17 protein-coding genes are annotated in these 22,558 nt (G+C 57.0%); 3 read left to right on the top strand and 14 right to left on the bottom strand.

The genetic code is table 11. The features are described 5' to 3' along the window. Positions 1–26: 26 nt before the first annotated feature. The 4 genes from polA to EHF33_RS13650 all read right to left on the bottom strand — a co-directional run bounded on the left by polA (position 27) and on the right by EHF33_RS13650 (position 5,953). Positions 27–2,699 (bottom strand): DNA polymerase I, encoded by a 2,673-nt coding sequence (gene polA / locus EHF33_RS13665; RefSeq protein WP_124872604.1) that lies wholly within the window; start codon positions 2,697–2,699, stop codon positions 27–29. 122 nt (positions 2,700–2,821) lie between these two features. Continuing rightward, complete coding sequence (locus tag EHF33_RS13660) at positions 2,822–4,558, bottom strand: HAMP domain-containing protein (protein WP_124872602.1); 1,737 nt, start codon at positions 4,556–4,558, stop codon at positions 2,822–2,824. Positions 4,559–4,715: 157 nt separating this feature from the next. After that, entirely contained in the window at positions 4,716–5,108 is a 393-nt protein-coding gene (locus EHF33_RS13655) for a DUF8082 domain-containing protein (RefSeq protein WP_124872600.1), read from the bottom strand. Then, a complete protein-coding gene (locus EHF33_RS13650; protein WP_124872598.1) occupies positions 5,105–5,953 on the bottom strand; it encodes a hypothetical protein in 849 nt (282 codons plus the stop codon). Before EHF33_RS13650 ends, EHF33_RS13655 begins: the two co-directional genes overlap by 4 nt. Before the next feature lie 172 nt (positions 5,954–6,125). Here EHF33_RS13650 and EHF33_RS13645 point away from each other — a divergent pair, with 172 nt between their 5' ends. After that, positions 6,126–6,509 (top strand): hypothetical protein, encoded by a 384-nt coding sequence (locus EHF33_RS13645; RefSeq protein ID WP_124872596.1) that lies wholly within the window; start codon positions 6,126–6,128, stop codon positions 6,507–6,509. Between the two features lie 306 nt (positions 6,510–6,815). On the opposite strand, the gene EHF33_RS13640 is transcribed toward EHF33_RS13645, so the two are convergent. The 9 genes from EHF33_RS13640 to EHF33_RS13600 all read right to left on the bottom strand — a co-directional run bounded on the left by EHF33_RS13640 (position 6,816) and on the right by EHF33_RS13600 (position 17,699). After that, on the bottom strand, positions 6,816–7,352 hold the full coding sequence (locus EHF33_RS13640) for a GAD-like domain-containing protein (RefSeq protein WP_124872594.1): 537 nt from the start codon (positions 7,350–7,352) through the stop codon (positions 6,816–6,818). Beyond that, a complete protein-coding gene (locus EHF33_RS13635; protein WP_124872592.1) occupies positions 7,349–8,530 on the bottom strand; it encodes a polymorphic toxin type 15 domain-containing protein in 1,182 nt (393 codons plus the stop codon). Before EHF33_RS13635 ends, EHF33_RS13640 begins: the two co-directional genes overlap by 4 nt. A 704-nt stretch (positions 8,531–9,234) precedes the next feature. Next, positions 9,235–9,558, bottom strand: coding sequence for a hypothetical protein (locus EHF33_RS13630; protein ID WP_124872590.1), 324 nt, complete (start codon positions 9,556–9,558; stop codon positions 9,235–9,237). A gap of 8 nt (positions 9,559–9,566) precedes the next feature. Further along, complete coding sequence (locus tag EHF33_RS13625) at positions 9,567–9,953, bottom strand: hypothetical protein (protein WP_164473484.1); 387 nt, start codon at positions 9,951–9,953, stop codon at positions 9,567–9,569. Positions 9,954–10,019: 66 nt separating this feature from the next. Further along, positions 10,020–10,634 carry a hypothetical protein gene (locus EHF33_RS13620; protein WP_124872586.1) on the bottom strand — a complete coding sequence of 205 codons (615 nt, stop codon included), beginning with the start codon at positions 10,632–10,634 and terminating at the stop codon, positions 10,020–10,022. Between the two features lie 169 nt (positions 10,635–10,803). Further along, on the bottom strand, positions 10,804–11,421 hold the full coding sequence (locus tag EHF33_RS13615; RefSeq protein WP_124872584.1) for a hypothetical protein: 618 nt from the start codon (positions 11,419–11,421) through the stop codon (positions 10,804–10,806). Continuing rightward, on the bottom strand, positions 11,411–15,247 hold the full coding sequence (locus tag EHF33_RS13610; RefSeq protein WP_124872582.1) for an eCIS core domain-containing protein: 3,837 nt from the start codon (positions 15,245–15,247) through the stop codon (positions 11,411–11,413). Before EHF33_RS13610 ends, EHF33_RS13615 begins: the two co-directional genes overlap by 11 nt. 155 nt (positions 15,248–15,402) lie before the next feature. Then, on the bottom strand, positions 15,403–15,963 hold the full coding sequence (locus tag EHF33_RS13605) for a phosphoribosyltransferase family protein (protein ID WP_241191183.1): 561 nt from the start codon (positions 15,961–15,963) through the stop codon (positions 15,403–15,405). 62 nt (positions 15,964–16,025) lie between these two features. Next, positions 16,026–17,699 (bottom strand): glycerol-3-phosphate acyltransferase, encoded by a 1,674-nt coding sequence (locus tag EHF33_RS13600; RefSeq protein ID WP_124872580.1) that lies wholly within the window; start codon positions 17,697–17,699, stop codon positions 16,026–16,028. Positions 17,700–17,786: 87 nt separating this feature from the next. On the opposite strand from EHF33_RS13600, the gene EHF33_RS13595 reads away from it, so the two are divergent. Next, on the top strand, positions 17,787–18,410 hold the full coding sequence (locus EHF33_RS13595; protein WP_124872578.1) for a hypothetical protein: 624 nt from the start codon (positions 17,787–17,789) through the stop codon (positions 18,408–18,410). A gap of 26 nt (positions 18,411–18,436) precedes the next feature. Here EHF33_RS13595 and EHF33_RS13590 read toward each other — a convergent pair whose 3' ends face one another. Next, entirely contained in the window at positions 18,437–20,416 is a 1,980-nt protein-coding gene (locus tag EHF33_RS13590; RefSeq protein ID WP_124872576.1) for a S9 family peptidase, read from the bottom strand. 274 nt (positions 20,417–20,690) lie between these two features. On the opposite strand from EHF33_RS13590, the gene typA reads away from it, so the two are divergent. Beyond that, on the top strand, positions 20,691–22,472 hold the full coding sequence (typA, locus tag EHF33_RS13585) for a translational GTPase TypA (protein WP_124872574.1): 1,782 nt from the start codon (positions 20,691–20,693) through the stop codon (positions 22,470–22,472). Positions 22,473–22,558: the final 86 nt, after the last annotated feature.

Here is a 22,558-nt window from a genome sequence, read left to right as displayed (position 1 = left end):
CAGTCAGCGGCCTAGCTCACGCTCAGTTACTTGGTATCGAACCAATCCGGCCCGCGCCCGACTTCCACATTCAGCGGCACGCTCAGCTTGGCGGCATTCATCATGGTGCTTCTGATCAGTTCGGCGATCTCGTCGGCCTTGTCAATCGGCGCTTCGACCAGCAATTCGTCATGAACTTGCAGCAGCATTCGCGCCCCCAAGTCCATCAGCAGCGGGTCGAGTTCGATCATGGCGATTTTGATGATGTCGGCGGCGGTGCCCTGAATCGGCATGTTGTAGGCCAGCCGCTCACCCGCCTCACGCACGTTGCGGTTGCCGCTCAGCAGTTCCGGCACGTAGCGACGCCGCCCGTACAGGGTTTCCACATAGCCCTTCTCGCGGCCATCGGCCAGGGTGCGGTCAATGTAGCCACGAATACCCGGATACGTTTCAAAATAGCGCTCGATAAAGCCGCTGGCATCGGCATACGGAATATTCATATCTCGGCTGAGGCGGTGAGCGCTCATGCCGTAGAGCACCCCGAAGTTCACCGTTTTGGCGGCGCGGCGCTGATCGGCACTGACATTGTTTTCGTCCACGCCCAGCACCTGCGAGGCGGTGCGGCGGTGAATGTCGGCCCCGGTGTTGAAGGCTTCTTGCATCAGCAAATCGCCGGACATGTGCGCCAGGAGGCGCAGCTCGATCTGCGAGTAATCGGCGCTGAGCAAGGTAAAGCCCTGATCGGCAATGAAGCCCTTGCGGATTTCGCGCCCCACCGCCGAGCGAATCGGGATGTTTTGGAGGTTGGGATTGAGGCTGCTGAGCCTGCCGGTGGCCGCGATGGTCTGGGCGAAGGTGGTGTGGAGCCGCTCGGTGCGCGGATTGACCAGGTTCGGCAGCGGGTCGAGGTAAGTGCCGCGCAGCTTGGAGAGTTCGCGGTATTCGAGGAGCGCCGGAATAATCGGGTGTTCGTCGATCAGCGGCTCAAGGGCAGCCACAGCGGTGGAGCGCTTGCCGGTCAGCTTGGTTTTGCGGCCCGTGCTGAGCTGAAGCTCGTCGTACAGCACCGCTTCGAGCTGGTCGCGGCTGCTGACCGAAAAGACCCGTCCCGCGTGCTGGTGAATCTCGGCCTCAAGGGTCTGAATGCGTGCGCCCATCGACTCGCTGAGCCCGCGCAGGTACGCGCTATCGAGCTTGACGCCGCGCACTTCCATCCGGGCCAGCACCCGTGCCAGCGGCTTTTCGATGTCGTGATACAGCTTGAGGCGGGCCTCGTCGAGCTGCGGCAACAGCAAGTCCCAGAGTTGGCTGCTCAGAGCCGCCCGGCTGGCCGCGTCGCTGGGCCACGGCGCATGCAGGTAGCGCTGGGCTACGGCAGGCATGGCGGTGTTGTTGGGGTCGAGCAGGTAAGCCAGCAGCAGCGGATCGTCGCCGGGTTCGACTTTAAGGCCGCGCACTTGCAGGTGGGTGGCCAGCGCCTTGGCCCCCGCCGCATTGACCTCGCGCTGGCCTACGAACTGCGATTCGTCCACATGGCCGAGCGGTTCGGGTTTGGGTTTGACTTTGGCTTTCGATTTGGTCTTCTTCCCGCTGGCCGCTTCCTCAAAAAGCGCTTCTTCGGGCGGCGAAGTGGCTTCAGGTGCTTCCTCTTCGACCGGCTCGAACTCCAGCGGCGCGGTGCGGGTGATTTCGCCGTCGGCGGTGGCGGCTCCCAGCAACTCCGCTGTCAGGTCATCTTCGCGTGAGAGCACGTAGCCCCACATCACGCCCGCCACCGGGGTGCGCCACTCGCCGTTCGGCACCTCGCGGGCCAGACTTTCGGGTTCGGGTTCTGGCTCGGCGGCGACTCCGCTGGGCCCGCGCAGCGCTCCGAGGTCTTTGCGGACACTGCCCAGATCGAGTTCGCTCAGCAGCGCGTCCAGGGCCGCCGGATCACCTGCGCCTACGTGAGTCGCCATTTCGATCTCAAGCGGCAAATCCGTGACCATACACGACAGATCGCGGCTTTTGTAGACGTTCTCTAGGCTCGATAAAATCTTTTCGCGGGTGCCTTTGGGCTCTAAGCTGCCGTCCTGGGCACGGGCGATCACCTCATCGAGGCTGCCGTGTTCTTGCAGCAGCTTGGCCGCTGTCTTGGGGCCGATGCCTTTTGCGCCGGGAATATTGTCGCTGGCGTCGCCGGTCAGCGAGCGGTAGTCCACCCACTGCTCGACGCTGACGCCGTATTTTTCCAGCACATCCTTGGGGCCAAACAACTTGAAATCACTGGTCAGCACTTTGACACGCTCGGTCAGCAACTGGTAGCTGTCGCGGTCAGAGGTGACGATCACCGCGTTCATGCCGTGGGCCTCGGCTTTTTTGGCCAATGTGCCGATTACGTCGTCGGCCTCGTAGCCGCCAACCTCCAAGCGCGGCAAGCCGATGGCGTCCACGATGGCCCGAATCCGGTTGATCTGGGCGGGCAAATCGGCAGGAATTTCGGCGCGGCCCGCTTTGTAATCTTCGTATTGCTCGTGGCGAAACGTCTTGACCGGCGGATCGAAGACCACGATGACCTGGTTGCTCTTTTGCCGCATCAAGCGGGTGATCTGGCGCATAAAGCCCAAAATGGCGTGGGTCGGCTCGCCGCTTTTACTGGTCAGCGGCGGCAATGCAAAGTAAGAGCGAAAGGCGAGGGCGTGCCCGTCGATCAGCACGGCGGTGTCGGGCGGGGGCGTCATGAAGTCATTCTAGCGCACCCAGGTAAGGTATTTGCGTACTTGCTGGGCTTATTTTGCTGCAAATACAGACAAAACGGGAAGCAAGCCGAGTTGAGGCCTGCTTCCCGTTTTTGAGTATTGGTTTACACCTTACGGCGCTTGCGGAGACGCTCCATCGCCGCGTCAAGACTCAGGCGCATCCGTTCGAGGGCCTGCGCGAGGTCGCCCACCTCATCGTTGGCCTCGGCCTTCACCGACTGGCTAAGGTCGCCGAGGCTGATGGCGTCTGCCGCTTTCACGAGGCGCTCAATCGGCTCGACGATGCGGCGTGCGGCGCGGGCAGCCAGAGCCGCGCCGATCAGCATAGCAGCTAAGCCCGCCAGCAGCAGCGCCAGCAAGGTGTTGCGGAGTTGAGCGTTGGCCGAGTCGATCGGCACGCCGACGGCGATGCGGTAAAGCAAGGTGTTGGTGCCGGTGATCTTGGCAGTGGCTGATTTGGTTTCACGGGTGCCGTCTGGGCGGGCATACACCCCGATGCGCTCGACTTGAAAGTTGCGGTTGACGATGCTTTGGTTCTCGGAACTGGCAATGGCCCGCTTGAGGGCGGCGGCGGGTTCGGAGTCCTGAGCGCCCACGCTGACGAGCTGCTGAAGCTGGTCGTTGTACAGCTGAGCGGGAGTTTGACTTTGCACAAACACGCCGCTGCTGGGATTGGACTTGACCCAGGTGCCGACCCGTTCGCCCAACACTGCGTCTAAGCCCGGCGCTTGGCTGCGAAAAAAGGTAGTGCCGTCGGGCAGTTCCACTTGTACGAAGCCCACCGATTCACGGTTGAGCAAGGTGCCGAGCTGCTGGTTGACGGTGTTTTGATCGGTGGTGTTGAGCACCGAACCCACGGCGGCGGCGATGGTCGCGGCGCTGTTGGAGATCAGTGAGCGCTGGGAAGCGTTGAGCACCAAGCCCAGCGTGGTCAGCGTCAGCAGGGTATAGACCGCCAGCGGCGTCACCGAAGCGATCGTCAAGCGGCGCGAGAGCGGCTGGCGGCGGCCCACCTGACGCTCCGGCTCCGGCGTCAAAATCAGTTCAGGCACGGTTTGGGCCGTTTTGGGGGCCGTCACCACGTCGGTCATGGTCAGCGATCCGGCAAAATCCGACCAACTGTCGGCGTCGCTGGACACGCCGCCCTGCGCTCCTGCGGCAGCCGCTGGGCGGCCCGGTCGTTGTAAACCTTCCGGTGCGAACAGGTCGTCGTCTGATGGAGCGGACGTTTTGGTCAGTTGGGGAGCGCTGGGGGTGGGCGGCAAGCTGCCGACATCCGGCAAAAACAAGCCATCATCTGTGCTGCCGCCCATCAGACCACTGGAGGTTGGGGCGGCCATAGGCACGCCACCTTGCCCGTCAGCCTTAAGCACGGGGGCTGAGAGTTCATTCCAAAAATCGTCGCCTGCGGGTGCAGGGGGAGAAACAGCCGGCGGGCTGACCGGGCTGCTCGGCGCACTGGCCATTATCACCGGCGCGGCTAAAGTGGCCACGCTTTGCTCACGCGCCACCACCTGTCCGAACTCTGTGGCGTGAAGATCGCCCCTGCGGTTTTCCAGCGGCATCACCACGGGAGCGCTGCGGGTTGGAGCAGTCGGCAGCGCCGCTTCATCGGTGTCGGACACTTGTTCGAGGCGCACTTTGGCCCCGACTTCCTGAAAAATACCCAGCAGCACGCTGGCCCGCTCTTTGCCGGTCGGCTTCATCAGGCGTCCGCCCCGGCGTGAAGCGAGCTTGCGGGCTTGGTCGGCAGAAAGGTGAAAACGCTCGGAAAGGAGCTGTTGGAGCTGCGGCAAGGCGTCTTCCGGCACAGCCTGCTCGATAACGACGGTGTACTTCATAAGGCTTCTCCTGAAACGGGTGAAACAGTGAAAAATAAAACGCGGGCAACTGAACGGTTGGCAAGCGAAACGCTGCGGCCCTGCGGCGCTGGCAGCTGCTGATGCAGGGTCAAATGCGGGAGAAAAGCCAAATCACCCGAAACGGACGGCTGGCAGCTCATACGATGCCCCGCGTCCGCAGTTGACTGCCAAACATCTGGCGCTGCGTATCTTCCAATTCTGCGCCGATGGCCCTGAGCAGCGCCGAAAGTCGCGCTGGTTCAGGCAATTCATCGAGGGCGTCTTCGATGATGATCTGGCCGATTGGCCCCACACAGGCCATCAGTGCGGCGCTGACCTGCTCGATCAGCTCCTCACTGAGCGCCTGCTCTTGGCGCTGGGCGCGGCCCGCGTACTGCTCGGCGAGAGCCAATGCTTCTTGCACTTTGCTGTCGCTGGGAAGGCCGCCCTGACCCGAGGTCAGCCCCAACGCCAAAGCGTCGAGAACGCGCCATAAGCTGTAAGGCAGTGGCGTTTGATCGGTCACGCCGCTGGGCCAATTCAAAGTCATATCAAGTCTCCAGCGCCGGACACGCTCCACATCGGCGAGGCCTGCAACTCGGCTACGGCCAGATTCCGCAGCCGCAGCCGCAGCCGCCGCAGGGTGGCGTCAAATACAGCCAAGAGAGCGTCACGCAGTTCAGTGGCGCTGAGATCCGGCACCGCCTGCACCGACAATTTTTCAAGCCAGACTTCGCGGGCAAACGGATCGAGGCAGGGGTGGTCGTCGGCGAGGTCGGCAGCCGAGCTGCGCCAAATCTCGGCGATATTCCCGGCCTGCGCCGAGGCCAGCAGCAAGACCTTCGACCAGAATTCCATCAACGCTTGGCCGCCAAGTGGCTGCGGAGCGCTGAGCTGCTGCACTTGGCCGCTGACCGGCAAGCTGCCCGCCACCGGCCTGCCCGATTGCCAAAAGCTGATGACCTCGCCGCCTTCACCGCCCAGAAGGGCTCCCGAAAAGTTGCTGCTCACCAATTGGCCTTGGGCCTGCGGCCAAGCCGCGCTGAGGGCTTCAGGCTGGGCGCTGCGGCATTGCCAAGCCAGACCTGCTACCGCCGGATCCACCAAAGTCACTTGCACGGTGGCGCGTGGGAAAGCCGACATCAACTCATTGACGCCGAGGTCTCGGGTGTCGTCAAAACCGCCGAGTGCCGCGCCAGCGTTCCACAGCAGCCGTCCGCGCCGACCCTGCTGCTCAGCTTCCAGCACTGCACTGAGCATGGGCCGGGCCTCAAGGTCACTGCGCACTTCACTCCAAGGGTAGTGGTCAGTTGACAGGCGGTAGAGGGCGGGACGACTGGGCAGGGGCAACCAAAAGCGGTCGCTTCGGATAGGAGTCAGTTCAGCCGTAATCATCTTGCCTTCATCAAACAAGTTGACATCTTACACGTCACTTACTTCTGTATAATCTTTGGCTTTTTTCGTTCACAAAGTCGAAAATTTCACACTTTAATTGTTGACTCTTGTAGCCGTCTGCCGAGCTCCGCCGGCCTGAGTCCTCACGCGCAGCCGCTATGCTGAGCACGACATGGCCCGATTTTTTTTGGTTGTTGCTTGCCTCCTCAGCGCTGGGCTCCTTGGCAGTTGCCGGTACAACTTTATTCCGGTGATTCCAGCGCCGCTGCCGGTGGTGCTGCCGCTGCGCATCACCAAAGCCACCCTCGAACGCCGGGGCGAGAATCTGGTGGTCAGAGCCAGGGTAGACGGCCCCGTCCAAGGCGATTATCTCAGCGTGGTGTGGTTTGCCGGAGACAAGGAACTGGGCCGCGATAGCCGCTATCTTGACGCGGCGGGCCACAGCGCTGAGTTTGCGCTCAAGGCACCAGCCCAAGCCGATTACAAAGCGCTGCTGCTCTACGGCGGTACGCTCCTGCGGCAACTGGATCTGCGCGAAGTGGACAGTTTGAAGTGATGAGAGGTCAAGCCAGCATAACGCTGTATGGCAATTGAACTTGACCAGTGCTGCCGCACCATTGATGTTTCCCGCCGCGATTGTCCCCACGCTGTTAAAGGCGTCCGTAATCACACTGGCAATCTGCGCTCCGCGTTCAATCACAAATTGCACGCTTTGAAATGCCCCGATAATGGCGTTCAAAAAACCGCCGGGGTTCAGGCCAAAAATGTAAATCAACACACAAAGCCCAATACCTGCTTCGCAGTCAACGCCCAAAAAAACTACTCTGTTTAGCGGGTGTTGCGGTTCTTTTGGGCGCAAACGCTACATCTGGCTCAACAGTTCAAAATAAACTCTGATGTCTCCCACGTAAATGTCAGAAGTCTCTTCATCCCCTCCCAGTGGGATAGCGGGTGAAAAGCAATAGCATTGGTCTTTTTCAATTCTTTTACCAGAATCCCACATTTCCTTATGTCTTTTATAGAACAATTCATCATCAGTCGAAGATGCTCTAGAAATTGTTAACAGGGTCGTCTCAAAATCAACAGTGATTTTACAAGCCTCAGCATCAGATGCTGAGAATCTATAACATGAACCAGTCTGATCTAAAACATATATTTCATCGAAGGAGTTGCGTGCAAAAGGAATATATTCTGGAAGGTCAAATATTTCCAAAACCCATTGAAATTCCTGCGGATTGACCAACCAAATAAAACCATCAGACCTTCTACCAAATCCAACCTCTTGCCAGAAATTGAATATTTCATGCGGGAAAATATTCGCAAACTCTACTGGACATTCCTCGGTGTCTCGCAAAGAACCGAATCTGTCTTTAAATACTTCTATTGCCTCTTGGCTCATAGACTTAATCTCACATTCATTTTCACCCTAGTTTGGTCAACAGTTGGATTTGTGCTTATAAAATTCGCAACACCACTATCGATACTTCCAATTCTTGACGGCCAACTTCCACCTATAGAGCCATTAATTTCCTTTTTACCTAAAGCTACAATTTCATTTGCCATACTTCCAGCAACTTGGTCAGGAGCATGAAGTGCCCTCTGGTTGGTTAACCATTGCCGTGCCAATGTTGATGCTTCTGATTCAGCTTGTAAAATAGGTTTTGAAGGCTCGGCTTTTCTAATTCTCTGAGTAAAAGTGGCGATTAGGAGGTCTAATCTAGCTTGACGCGCACGGCACTGTGCTGTCGCTCCACCACGCCCACCCGCAATGAACGCTGATCTAGCGGAGAGCCATTGAGCTATTGTTTTTCTGTTGATACCCATTTGCTGTTCAAATAATTGCAATCTATATTCTTGTACGTCTTTTGGATAGCTAGCAGCACTAAATAACACTGTTATCAAGGGCATCTGAGTCGGCTTATCTCTAGCTTCTTGAATATTTTTTCTAATAACACCAACATATCTTGCAATCTGATTACTGGATTCTGTTGCTTCACTAGTAATCATTAATCTGACATTTCGGTCTGAAGAATTGATAGATTTTCTCATGACTAATATTCCAACGGCAACGGCTTTCCCGGCGTCCGAGAAATGAGGTCTCAGATCATTGAAGACATTAAGCGCAACTGCTTCCTTTTTGAATCTTGAAAGTTGAGAAATGGCCTTATCTGGCGTTGAGGCAATATAAATTTCTGGAATAGAGTTTTTGACAACCGTCCAAACACTGTGACTTTCCTTTCCAGCTTGGAAGCCAACTCTCCCATATGTACCATCTACATTTTGTTTTTTATCGTCGGGATTCTTATCATCTTTAGTCGTCTTCCCATCCTTCCCGCCGCCCAACTTCGCCAGCAGTCCCTTGACTTTGCCCACCATCTTGTCAACCAGTCCGTCCAAGCGGCTGCGAACTTTGGTGATGATGCTCTTGATCTTACCGCCCAGATTGCCAATGCCCACCAATTTCGCCACGAAACTCAGCGCCAGCGGAATAGCGCCCGCTAGACTCCGCTCGACCAAGCCCGCCGCGCCGCTAATATTCCCCGCCGCAATTGCGCCCACACTGTTAAAAGCGTTCATAATCAGCGAGTTTTGCACTTCGCCTTTGATATCCAGTTGTCATACAACACGCCTTAAATGTAAGGCACAACACAAATCTATTGCCTGCTTCGCAGTCAGCCCCAAAAGAACCACTCTGATTGGCGGGTGTCGTGGTTCTTTTAGGCGCAAACGCTAGCTTGCCAAGTTTACGAACTCCTTAATAGAGTTTGGGCTTAATTCTTCAAAATCTTCTTCCAAACCCAATTTCACTGAACACTTCGCATCATTAAATTTGCCTAATAATTCCTTTATGTCTGCCACATTCGCCAATTCTGGTAGTTTATTTATCAACCTGACTAAACTAGATAAATCGTTTGAGGAGAATGACAACCTTAGAACAAAATCTGCGAATAAGCTTTCAGATAGAATTTCAGCATATTGCTGAATCAAGCTTAGCGTGGTTATATTGCTGCCAATTTTCTCCACTTGGGCGTCTGTGTAATAGTTCTCATCGTTTCTTTATGCAATTCTATGATACTCCAACCCATTTTCTCAAGGATAAAAATAAATCCATTCCTCATCTCCAGCTTTTCAGACAATATTGAAGATGTATTCATATTTTTTTTCTCCCATTGCACTATCTATAACGAAATCGGCTGTCTCGGATTCATCTTTAAAAGGTTTCCAAATATTTTCACCTGTTAGTTGATTCAAATTGAATAATAGTACAAACAATGTTATTTCTATTCGTAGTTTTCGGCGCTTTCCAGAATATTAAATAAAGTATCAGAGCTTATTCTATGCTGTCTCACATATTGCAAATTTGTATCTTCTTCCATATCTTCGACTTCGAAGAATCCGATCTTATCTCCAAATTTTTGGTTCATTAGTTTTATTTTTTCTGCTATCTCTTTATAGTCATCCATAAAAAGGATATATTCAGCCATAGGATTATCATCAGAGATAGACTTTTTAATCGTAGATATTGACTTTCCCGTGAATTTCTGGATATATAAATAGTCATCAGCCGTTAAATCTCTTTCTGCGAAAATAAGTATTTTAGACATAATGGCTCCTAAAAATCATCGGGGTAAGCAGGGTTGTTGGGTTGGCCAAAAGTATCATTTTGAAAATTGCCGCCATGCCATTTATTGAAGTGCTCGTCCCAAGTTGCTGGATGAATATTTTCGCTAACATCCGCAATATGTGGATGATCTATGGCGTTATAGCGATGGTGCCCTTCAATAGGTTTACCTTCGTGTTTTGGAGTCTTACCACTCAAAATATCAGACTTCTGTTCTTCAGTCCAATTTCTGGAAGGCGCACCTTTACGTAAAGCAATGCGTTCAGAAGCCCAAAATCGATCTACTCCTCTTTTTCTCCTATTGCTAAAACGCCTATCCCATTCAAGATGCTGCCACTCCTCTTTAGTGAGTGTTTTATTGTTCAATTTTTCTTTCAATATCTTTTTCTTTGCTGGTGATAATTGAGAATATGGAGTTCCGTACGCATTTATATCTGCCGAACCTTACTTAATCTCTTCTCTCTGATTATCGCTCAATTTTCTTGATGGCCCTATATTCTCTGGATTTATTTTACCAAAAATATGATATTCTCCATCAGACTCTTTGACGAGATTCAAAATATTGAGTTTATATTTAATTTTTATGCCAACCAAACTGCTTTTCACAGATTTTGGAGATGCGTTAGGTCTTTTCATCAACAAATCGGCTTCAGCAATAGCAGAATCTACATCCTTACTTTTCTGGCTCAAACTTCTGACATCGTTTTCTGAATTATTTGCTTCGGCTTTGCCATCCTTCCCAACACCCAACTTCGCCAGCAGTCCCTTGACTTTGCCCACCATCTTGTCCACCAAACCGTCCAAGCGGCCACGCACTTTGGTGATGATGTTCTTGATCTTCCCGCCCAGATTCCCGATCCCCACCAATTTCGCCACGAAACTCAACGCCAGCGGAATAGCGCCCGCCAAACTCCGCTCGACCAATCCCGCCGCGCCGCTGATATTCCCTGCCGCGATGGCCCCCACGCTGTTAAAGGCGTCCATAATCACACTGGCAATCTGCGCTCCGCGTTCAATTACGAATTGCACGCTTTGAAAGGCTCCGATAATGGCGTTCAAGAACGTGTCGCACAGTCGTCACGAACGTTGTAACACAATCCATTCAATTGTAAATTAAAACGCGAAAGCATCCCCCTTCGGGTGGCCCTTGCTCAACGACTCTCTGGCAGCGGGGTCGCCGTTGAGCAGCGGGCAAAACGAGGTAGAGATCAATTGACAGCAGTGACGTTTATTGATGAAGAACTGCTTGACCCGCCTCTAACATGGACTGAGCCAATTCAATAACCTCTGATGAAGCGTCTTGGGTGAAGACTTCAAGTACTGAATTAAAGTGTTGTGGCTCAGAGATATAACCAATCGAAATAATGGCCGCTTGTTTTTGAGCGCTGGTGGCCTTGGAATACCTAGCAAGCTTAAGGAGGAAAGCATGAATCTCAGTGCGAAGTGCAGGATCGTAACCTTTCCCCAAAGCATGTAGCTGTTCCTCTGAGAGCGAAGAGAGATCATCAGATTTTTTGATAATTTCGGAGAGGTGGTAAACCGGAAGTTCGGCCATTATTTCGTCATAAATGGCTTGCGCGGCTGCAGCGGTCTCATTGTCAGCATCAGCAAGTAAACGAATTAATACAAATGGCTCGGGCGTTATCTGATCGAGAATGAAATCAATCAATATTTCTCTGTTTGCCGGCTTATACACAATTTCCTTTCTAACAGCAGCTATCTCCTCACATGTGAAGGCTCCAGCAATCGACCAATAATCTTTCCAAGCAAAAGCAAAGAAATCGTCCACACTTATACCCTCGAATGATACCCTCTTGTAAATAACGCTGTATTCTTCAAAGGCCATAAAACTTCCTCATTTCGCGTTCGACAAGCCGCTGAACCTGACTAAGCGTGGAGACGACGAAGCCTTGCTTCGTTGAGATGGTTTTCACGTACTCTTGAGTCACTTGAGCCTCTAAAGCAGCAATTTTTGCAGCGACTGAACCGGGATCAGGAAGCTGAAGTTTCTTATCTTGGCGTTCAAGTTCACGTTTTGCTGCTTCTGCTCCTTTAGGATGCATTGGCAAGCTCTCCAAGGCTTGTTGCCACGTTTTTTCACCACTTGCAACTTGGCTAATAAGCATAGGAGCATTGACAATATTTTCACCACTTCTCTTCGACTCACTAGAAAAGAGCATTTGTTTTAGACTTTTGAGAGTTGTAACCTCTGTCGACTTTAAGCCAATAGGGGCTTCACCACGGATCATATTCAATATAAAACCAGCTATCACTCTATCAGAAAACCCCGTCCTAGATACAATACCTTGAATCCGGGTAACAAGGGCATTTTTGCCATTCAGATAGTCCCCACCGCCTTTCACGTGTTCATTATTAGGATTGAATTGTGGCTGAGCGGCAGAAACGATCTCCGGGTTGTCAGAATGGACGTAATAGTTATTTTTGCCACGTCCCGGTTTGCCTTGTGCATTGAGCGGTGGCATTCTACCCGGCACTGGATATTGCTCTGTTGATTTGCCGAACGAACGCCAGTAACTGATTTGAGACAGCAGTGCTAAACCACTTTTCAGTTGAACCGGTGACTGTTTGGAACCCAGATAATCCCCTTTCTTCCGCAGCAAAAAGTCTTGGCGACGCATGGCTTGAGCTTGCTGCTGAACTTTGGGTTCTGCCAATAGATTTTGTGCCACCAACTTCGTAAGTCTCCGTAACGTTGACGCATCATTGGCATCAAAGAGATACGCTGAACCGACTTTGGCCTGTGGATTGACTTTGGCGAACAGAGCTGCTTGACCGGCAGAATGATCAAACGCCAAATCCGAGAGGTCAAATTCTTTTTTCCATTGTGCCAAATTCTGTTTGACCTCTACTCGGGTGGGTGAACGCTTCACCAACGCTTGAAAGCGTCCCTGTAAGGCTTTAGCAGCCACATTGAGCTTTTGGGTCTTCTCTTGATCAGAGAGTGTTTGATTACGCTTGGTCACATCTTGGGGTGACGTTTTTGTTGATTTCGCGTCTGTTTTCCCCTTTCCGCCACCCAACTTCGCCAGCAATCCCTTGACTTTACCAACCATCTTGTCGACCAGTCCGTCCAAGCGGCTGCGAACTTTGGTGATGATGTTCTTGATCTTCCCACCCAGATTGCCAATGCCCACCAATTTCGCCACGAAGCTCAAGGCCAGCGGGATAGCGCCCGACAAGCTTCGTTCCACCAGTCCCGCTGCGCCACTGATATTCCCTGCCGCGATTGCGCCCACACTGTTAAAAGCGTCCATAATCACGCTGGCAATCTGCGCTCCGCGTTCAATCACAAATTGCACGCTTTGAAATGCCCCGATGATGGCGTTCAAAAACCCGCCGCCCGGCACCAGCATCGTCACCACTTTGCGGATTCCGGCCAGAATCAGCGAGTTCTGCACTTCGCTCTTGATCCCTGCCAAGACCTCGCTGCCCACACTGCCCTGCGAGGCTTTCATGCTGGGGTCTTTTTGCAAACCGCCCTTCAAGGTTTGCAACATCTGCACGCTGCCTTCGCCGAGCTTGACTTTCTGTTCGCCCACCGCTTTGACCAGGCGGCCACGGAAATTTTGGTAAGTCAGGCCCGCGATAGTCAGGGCCGTCATGAAGATGCCCGGCAAATCGAATTTGGGCGGCAAGGTCACGCCGGTGGCTCCAGTCAGCCAACCGGCCACACCGTTTTGGAAATGCTGCGGCGCGTGTTGACCAAAGTTCCCGAAGCCCTGCTTGAGAGCGCTCAGGAGGTTGCCCGCAAACTTGCCGGGGTTTTTCAGGACTTGCACCACCACGTCACCGCTGCGCCGCAGGCCCGCCATGATCTTGGCTCCGACAGGACCAAGTCCAGCGCTGATGGCCGTCAGCACAATGTCGGCGATGCGCGTGCCGCAGCCGGAGATGATGCTTTTGAGGGTACTGACCCGGCTCATCACCGCCGATTTGGCTTTGCCCAGATCAGCAGACTTGATGGCGCCGCCGATGTCGCCCAGCAGCGAACCGATCTGCAACTTGCCGAGTTCACCTTGAAACCAGGCCCACGCTTTGCCGATGGCTCCACTTTCCTTGACGGCCCGAATCATGTCTTTGAGCGGCCCCGGCACGAATCCCGCCAGCGCGTCCAGAATGGCGTTGGGATTCTGGGCCATGGCCTGACCCGTCACCAAATCCTTGCCAAAAGTCATGCACAGTTCGCGGTAGCCGGGGATAATCGTCAGCCCTTTGGCCAGCAGTTCCTTACCTTTGGCCGCGAGCGCTGCCGCGCCGTCTTCGACCGCATTGACGACCTTGCCACCAGTGGCGTCCCAGGCACCCTTGGCTTTGTCGGTCAGCCAATTGCGCTGCAAAGTGAGATCACCCTGGCGCTGCAAGCTGGTAAACGGATTGTGGAGCGCCGCTTGAACCGTACCCGCTTGTACCCGCTGCACAGCCGCCGCCTGGCTGTAGACACCCGGCGCGTGCGGACTTGGCATCAGGGCTTTATGCTGCGGCAGCGCCTTGTTCTGAGGTAAGGCTTTGTGTTCCAGCCCAGCCGCGAACTGACTGCCAAATTGGCGGGCCTCGCTCTCCAATCCCGCGTCGGGGTCAATGCCTTTGCCGACTTGCCCACTAACCTGCTGCTTGACGTGCGTAACTTCGTGGGCGATGAGTTCCAGGCCGCTCTGAGTATTGGGACTGAATTTCCCACTTTGAAAGTAGATGTCGCGGCCCGTGGTAAAAGCGGTGGCCTGCACACTCTTTGCTAACGTATCCGCTTCGCTGTCGTCGTGAATCCGCACACCGGAAAAGTCGTGGTTGAGGCCAGCTTCGAGCTGCCGCTGCACCGTTTCCGGCAAGGGCGTTCCGCCGCCTCTGCGGGCCTGGATCCGCTGCATCACCGGTTGCTCGGCTTGGGCACCAAGGTCGGCGAGTTGGCGCTGCAAAGCGTGGAGCTGCAAGGCACTTTGATCTTGCTCGTCCTGAGTGGCGAGGCGCTGCAAGGCTTCATCCACCGCCCGCTGCACCGTGGGCCGCTCCGAGACGGGAAGCTGACTCATCACCATGCGGGAAATGCCGCTGGTCTGCGTTTGGCGCTGCAACGTCGCCAGTTGCAGGCCGTACTCGGCGTAACGCTGCACAGCGGGGCCACGGTCATTTTTAAAGCCCACCGCCAATTGTTGCCCGACGGTTCTTAGTGTCCCAACATGCTGATCCCGTTCGGACAAGCTCATCCAGCGGGTTTGGGCCGGCTTAGCTGGGTCGGCCATCCGCTGCACTTCGAGTTGCGCGGCCTGCACCCACTGCGCCGGAGTGCTGGGCTTTTGCGTCAGGGGCTGCGGGCCAGCTCGCTGCTCGGCCCGGCGCTGCACAGCGGCACTGAAAGCCGCATCCTGAGCGTCCGGTGCTGGCGCTCCCCCCAGCGCAGCGAGTTGCCCTGTCAGGGCTCGGCGCTGCACGCTGAGCTGCTCATCGGCCTGTCGCTGCACACTCAGGGCGCTGAAAACAGTCTGGCTGTGCTGGCGCTGCACACGGACGGGCCGCAGGGTCTGCTCGGCCAACTGACGGCCCCACTGTGCTTGCCGCTGTAAAGCCGGCGAAAAAACCGCTGGCGGCAGCGCAGGCAACGGCGTAGACCTTTGAAGTGAGGCGCTGGACAGCGGTTTTCTCTGAGCTTCAAACATGCCATTCCTCCGGGGAAAGCGGCTCTGTGCGTAAACTCAGTGCCAGCGGCGAAGTCAGCGACTCGGCAGCGCCCGCACTGAGCGAAGTTCTGCTCAGTCTACAAGAAAACCCTGCGCCAAGGCCCGCTTTTAAATGCGGCGCGAGTCCCGAGTACTTAAGTAAACAGCGGTAAATGCCCCAGCGCCGTGACTTCTTCTCGTTCTTGGCCTTCGGTAAACACCGCCACCACCGCCGCCACTTCGCCGCCGACTTCCTCAATGATCTGACGCAGGCTGGTTAGAGTGCCGCCGCTGGACACCACATCATCCACGATGGCGACTTTTTGACCTTTGATTTTAGCGACATCGAAGCCGTCGAGGACGAGCAGTTGCGGCTTGCCGGTGGTAATGCTGATCACGTCGCGGGCGACCGGCTCGACCATATAAGGCTTGACGGTTTTGCGGATCACCACGTAAGGCAAGCCCGATTCGCGGCTGATAACGTGCGCCAAGCTCAGCGCCTTGACCTCCGGCGTAACCAGCACGTCAATGTTGGCCGGGAGCAGGGCCGCGAGCGCCTTGCCTGCCGCCTCAGTGACTTCGGTATCGCCCAGCATGTTAAAGAGCGCCACGCTGACGCCGGGAGCCACCTCCACGATGGGAAGGTCACGCTTGACGCCGCCGACATCAACCGAATAGATGGGGTGCTGCTCCGCTTGCTGCGTTGAGTTGTTCACGTTTGGAGATTGTAGCAGGCCAGTTGCCGCTTAAGTTTGAAACAGGTTTTCATTCACGGCGCTCAGTCCACCACTTCAAAGCCCAACTTGGCGGCCTGCTCTACGAAAAAATTGATGTTCTCGCTCAGCGTCTGCGGCCCTAGGCTCTTGCGGTGATGCTCGCCCGTGGCGGTGAGAATCAACGTCTCGGCGAGGCAGGCCGGCACTGCGCCTTCGCCGAAATGCAAATCCACGCTGCTGGTCATCCCGCCGGGGGGCCGCACCACGCCGCCGGGAATAACCCGCACGCCCGGCAAAGCTGCCACCGAGTCGTCCACGTCGGCGGGGCGGCCCTCGTCAAAAATCCAGGTGCCGGGCTTGACGTGCTGCGCGAAGATCACTGGATTGGGATCGCTAGTGGCGGTGAAGATCAGATCAGCTTCCAGCAGGGCGCTGTACTCGGTGGTAATCACGATTTCGGTGCTCTTGTTGGCCCGCCTGAGGGTGACGGCGCTGCGCTCCAAGCGCCCGAGGTCGCGGCCCACCATAATGACTTTGCGAACTTGCGGTGCAATGGTGCGGGCGATGCCGAACGCCACCACGCCGTTTGCGCCCACCACCGCCGCCACCGCCTGCGAGAGGTCGCGGCCCTCACTCGCGAAGTGCGTCAAGATGCCGGGAATCGCCGCTTTGATGGTGCCGGAGGTGTAGGCCCCGCCGTTGGTCACAGTGATCTCCGGCACCGCCGCCTGCACGTCAAGACCTTTGTTGCCGACCACGCTCCAGAATGCGCCGAGGCCAAACACCTCCGCGCCGAGTTCGCGGGCCAATTTCGCGCCCTCGATGGCCCGCCGGGTGGCCAGCTCAGGATCGTCGCGGAACACGTCGGGCAAGAGAGGGCTGCTGAGCAAGTACGCCCGAATCCGCTTACCGTCGGTGGTTTTGATGCCGTGCAATTCTCCCACTTTCATAGGGCGCAGGCTGTTGGCCACGCTCCGCACGCTGGCTTCACTCAGCACGCCGCGCTCCATCAGCGGGCGCATCCAAGCAAAGCGGCGGGTTTGCCAGAAATCTTCGAGGGTCAGCGGGTGAATCATAAAAGCGGCCACCACTTCGTCGTCGCGTTTGCCCGCCATCGGCACGTCGTCGCCGAGATGCGGCTCAGTGCCGTCGAGAACGCGGCCTAGATTTTCCTTGAAGCGCCACGCCGAGGCGAGCAGCAACGCCGCCGCGCCGAGCTTGGCCGGAACGTCCAGCGGTGAGAAGGCCACCAAAGCAGCGAACACCACCAAGCCCAAAATCGTCGCCAAGCTGACGTAGCCGCTCAGACCCAGCACGGCGGCGTAAACAACCAGCGGTGTGACGGTCAGCCACAAGCTGAGGTGGCCCGCTACGCTGAGCGCAGCAAACACGCCCAGCAGCACCAAGTTGCCCCGTCCACGCGGCGGCGTCGGGCCGTAGAGCACCTTCAGCGGGTTGAGATGGCCCAAATACGCCGCGAGGCCCGCCAGCACACACAGTTCCGGCTGCCCCAGCGCCGAGGCGGCCAGCACCGCCACGAAGCCCTTGAGGGCGTCCAGCGCCGCGCTGCCGATGGCCGGGCCGAGGCCGACGCGCCGCACCACATTCTCCACACCCAAGTTGTAGGCACTGTACAAGCGGCTGTCATGGCCCCTGCGGCCCAGCAGCCAGTGGCCCAGCGGCAAGCTGCCGATCAAAAAAGCCAGTGCCAGCAGCAGGAACGATAAAAACATCATGCGGGCATTCTAGGGGAGGAGGCGAGCCGCAGCGCTTGATGACGCTCACCTCATTTGGCCTGAGCAGCAGCGTGGCAAGATGCGGCCATGCTTAACTCTCACGCCCCTTCCCTTGCTCAGCAGCTGAATGAACAACTCCGGGAAGCCGCCGTGCAGCGCGGAATCTTGCCCACAGACGCGCCCACCCCGACGCCCGAAGTCGCCTTCGCTTTGGTGCGCGACATGCCTTATGCCCGCGCCAGCACCCACGAACCTGCGGGCATCATCGGGGAGTGGCGCGGCACCTGCAGCACCAAGCACGAGTTGCTGGCGGCGCTGCTGGCCGAACACGGTTTAGAGAGCGCCATCATCGCCTGCACCCAGGAAATCAAACTGCCGGACGACGCCGATCCCGACCTGCGTGCTCTATCGGGCGGCCAGAGCGTGGTGGACATTCACAATTATTTGGTGGTGAATACCCCGCAGGGCCAGATGAAGGTGGACGCCACCTGGCCGCTGCGGGCCGCTGAAGTGGGCTTGCCGGTCAATGCCGCTTGGCAGTGGGGCGAGGACATGACGTTGGCCTGCATCCCGCTGGAAAGCTGGACCGTGCCGGACAGCGAAACGGTGAGCGGCTTCAAAGACCGTTTGCTGGCCGAGCGCTACAGCCCCGAAGAGTTGGAGCGCCGCGACCACTTTATTCGCAAAGTCGGAGAGCTGTTTTTGCGCTGAGCGGCGAGTGCAAAAGGCAGCCCGCTTTACATGCCCAGATGCCGATCCAGCCAAGCCAAATACTCTTCCAAACGCACAGCCCTTCGGTCTGGGCGGCCGGAACGGCTCAGTTCGTGGTTTTCTTCGGGAAAGCGCACGAAGCGGGTTTCGACGCCCTGAAGCCGCAGAGCCGTGAACCACTGCTCGGCCTGCTCAATGGGGCAGCGGTGATCGAGAACACTGTGAATGATCAGGGTGGGGGTTTTGACCTCCTCCACGTATTTCAGCGGACTCATGGCCCACAGCTTGTCGGTATCGGCGCTGCGGTGAAAATTGCCGCCCAGCTCGTCGTCCCAGAAGCGCATGCCGATGTCGGAGGTGCCGCCGAACGAAATCAAATTGCAAATGCAGCGGTCGGTGACGGCGGCCTGAAAACGCGGGGTGTGCGAGGTCAGCCAGTTGGTCATGAAGCCGCCGTAGCTGCCGCCCATCACGGCGGTGCGGCTGCTGTCGAGCGGCAACTCGGCGAGGCAGCGATCAAAGAAGTTCAGCACGTCCTCGGCGTCTATGCTGCCCCAGCGCCCGAAAATGTCGGAAGTCCACGCCTGACCGTAGCCCACCGAGCCGCGCGGGTTGCTGTAGCACACGGCGTATCCACGGGCAGCCATCAATTGAAACTCGTGCATGAAGCCGTGACCGTAAGCGGTGTGCGGCCCGCCGTGAATGTTGAGCAGCGCCGGGGCGCTCTGCGTTCCAGCAGGCATCAGCACCCAGCCTTCACCCTCACCCAATTCGTTTGTGAAGGCAATGCGCTTCGGGATGCTGAGGGCAAAGTCCGGCGCGGGGCAGTGGCTGACCTGCACACCGTTGAGCATCACCTGAGTCACTTCGGTGGCACTTTCCGAAATCCAGACTGCGCCGCCCGCGTTGGCCGTAAAACCGACCACCACCCGCTCAGGGTCAAAGGTGTGCGGCTGAGGAGCCGAGTCACTCAGTGACACTTCGAACAGCCCGGACGCGCCGCCCTGAGTCGCCAAAAACAGCAGCCGCTCGCCGCTCAACCAGCGCGGCTTGTCAGGAAAAGCCCCCACATGCAAATCGCCCGCCACGATATTGCCCGCTGGAAAGTCGTGGTGATCCAGGCGCTGGGCGCTATAAGGCTCTGACCCGCTCTCCCCTGCCGGCTCAAACACATACACATGCGAGTCGCTGTCGTTGCGCTCGGTGTGCAGGCGGGCGTGGGCCGCGAAGCGCAGGCCGTCGGGGTGGGGCGACAGGTTCGAGATCAGCGAGGCCCAGTCGGTCAGGCGGCGCGGCTGTCCCTCCAGCGGCAGGTCGTAGGCTTCTTGCTGCCACATCGCGCCCGACACCTCGTCCTCGCTGCTGACAAACAGCACGCCCCGCGAGTCGGGCCACCAAGCGAACTCGCTGATGGCCTGCTGAGGCGCGAGCCAGCGCGTGATATTGCCGCTCTCTACGTCAAGTTGCCACAGCGCCGCCGCAACGTCCGGCAAAAAGTCGGATCCATTGGCGCGGTACTTGAGCCGGGTAATCACGCGGGCCTCGCCGCGCTCGTCACGCTTGTCAGCTTCACCTTCTGGGGCCAAAAAGGCCAGCTTGCGCCCGTCTGGACTCCACTGGGCCGCCGAAACGCCCTGCGGAAACTGGGCCTTGCCGGTCAGCGCCCGCGCCTCGCCGCCGCCGAGCGGCAATAAATAGAGCTGATTTTTGCCGTCCCGGTCAGACAAAAAGGCCAAACTCTGACCTTCTGGCGACCAACGCGGGGCCGTATCGCGCCCTTTGCCAGTGGTCAGGGTGCGGCTGCTCTCCGCGCTCGCCAGCACGATCTGGCTAAAGTAACGGGGTTTGGGATCATCCAATTTGGCTGGGGCACCGCTCGCCTGTTCTAATTGATTTTCGTCTTCCACCCGGCTCAGCACGTAAGCGGCCATCTGGCCGTCCGGCGAAAGCTGCGGGTCAGAGGGAAACTGCAAGCCGAACAAACTCTGCGGAGTTGGAAGCGTCATAGGGTCTAGGGTATACCGCCGCTGCGTTCTGGCCACGTCCAGCAAACAGAAATGAAGTGAAGCTCAAGAGTTGAGCAACCCGCTCACGGTGCGGTGTCCCCCGAACCGTGACTTTGCCCTGACTCAGCCGCGCCAAAATCTGTTAGTATTCACGGTTGGGTGCCCGCCCCGGCGAGTAAGTGGCCGGAGCGCGGGCGTTTTTGTGGCCTTCTTCCTTACACCGGCTTTTCTGAGACCGGCGAGCGAAGGAGGGCCGCCGTTAAGGAGAAGGAACATGGAATACCGCAATATCGCGATTATCGCGCACGTCGATCACGGCAAGACCACCCTTGTGGACGGCCTGCTCAAGCAAACACTCAAGCTCAAGCACGGCGAAGAAATTGCCGAGCGGGCGATGGACAGCAACGACCTTGAAAAAGAGCGCGGCATCACCATTCTGGCCAAGAACACCGCCGTCGAGTACAAAGGCGTCAAGATCAACATCGTGGACACCCCCGGCCACGCCGATTTCGGCGGTGAGGTCGAGCGCGTCCTCGGCATGGTCGACGGCGCACTGGTGCTGGTCGACGCCGCCGAAGGCCCGATGCCCCAGACCCGCTTCGTGCTCCGCAAGGCCATTGAGCTGGGCCTGAAGATCGTGGTGGTCATCAACAAGATCGACCGCCAGGACGCCCGCATCGAAGAAGTCGTCAACCTGACGTTTGACTTGATGGCCGAACTCGGCGCGAGCGACGATCAGCTCGACTTCCCGATTTTGTACGCCGTGGCCCGTGACGGCAAAGCCTATAAAGACCTCGACGCTCCCCAGGAAGACATGCACGAGCTGTTCGAGATGGTGCTGGAGTACATTCCACCACCACCCGTCGAGCTCAACGAGCCGTTTCAGATGCTGGTCACCAACCTCGATTACTCCGAGTACCTGGGCCGCATCGTGCTGGGCCGGGTACAGCGCGGACAGGTCAGGAAGGGTGAGTACGTGCAGTTGATGCACAAAGACGGCACCATGACCAAGTGCAAAATCATCCAGCCGTTTACCCACTTCGGCCTCAACCGCATCGAGGCTGATGTGGTGGGCGCAGGCGACATCGTGGCGCTCTCCGGCCTGGAGGACGCCCAGATCGGTGAAACGGTGGCCGATCTGGCCGATCCCGTGGCCCTGCCGATCATCACCGTGGACGAACCCACCGTCAGCATGACCTTCCAGCCCAACAACGGCCCGTTTGCTGGGCGCGAGGGCAAGTACGTCACCTCTCGCCACCTGAATGACCGCCTGAAAAAGGAAGTCATGACCAACGTGTCGCTCAAGGTCGAGGAACTGCGCCCCGACGAGTTCGTGGTCAGCGGACGCGGCGAGCTGCACCTCTCGATTTTGCTGGAAACCATGCGCCGCGAGGGCTATGAGCTTCAGGTCGGTGCGCCGCAGGTGATTACCCGGATGGTCGACGGTGAGAAGTCCGAGCCGATTGAGCATCTGGTCGTGGACGTGCCTGAGCATCACTCCAGCACCGTCATCGGCGCGATCACCAGCCGCAAGGGTCAGCTGGTCAATATGGAGCCGCAAGGAACGCGCACCCGCGTGGAATTCAAGATTCCCAGCCGCGCTCTGTTCGGCTTCCGTACCCAATTCCTGAGCATGACGCAGGGCGAGGGCATCATGAGCCACATCTTCGATGGCTACGCGCCGTGGGCCGGTGAACTCAAGACCCGCCAGAACGGTTCACTGGTGGCCATGGAAGCGGGCAACGCCTTTGCCTACTCGATCTGGAAACTGCAAGACCGTGGCAACTTCTTTATCGTGCCGGCCACCGAGGTCTATATCGGCATGATCGTCGGTGAAAACGCCCGTGAGAAAGACATGGACGTCAACGTCACCAAGAACAAGAAGCTGACCAACGTGCGCTCCAGCGGCGCGGACGACGCGCTCAGCCTGACGCCCATCAAGAAGCTGACGCTCGAAGACGCCCTCGAGTACATCGGCGACGACGAACTGGTGGAAATCACGCCCAAGAGCATCCGACTGCGCAAGAAGATTCTCGAACCCAATATGCGGAAGTAAACGAAACAATCAGAAGTGCCCCCAGCCGAATATGGCTGGGGGCACTTCTTGTTAGACCAACCGTCTTTCATTCATCAAGAACCGTG

The sequence above is a fragment of the Deinococcus psychrotolerans genome (assembly GCF_003860465.1).
Lineage (GTDB): Bacteria > Deinococcota > Deinococci > Deinococcales > Deinococcaceae > Deinococcus > Deinococcus psychrotolerans.
This window is presented reverse-complemented; position numbering and strand designations above follow the sequence as displayed.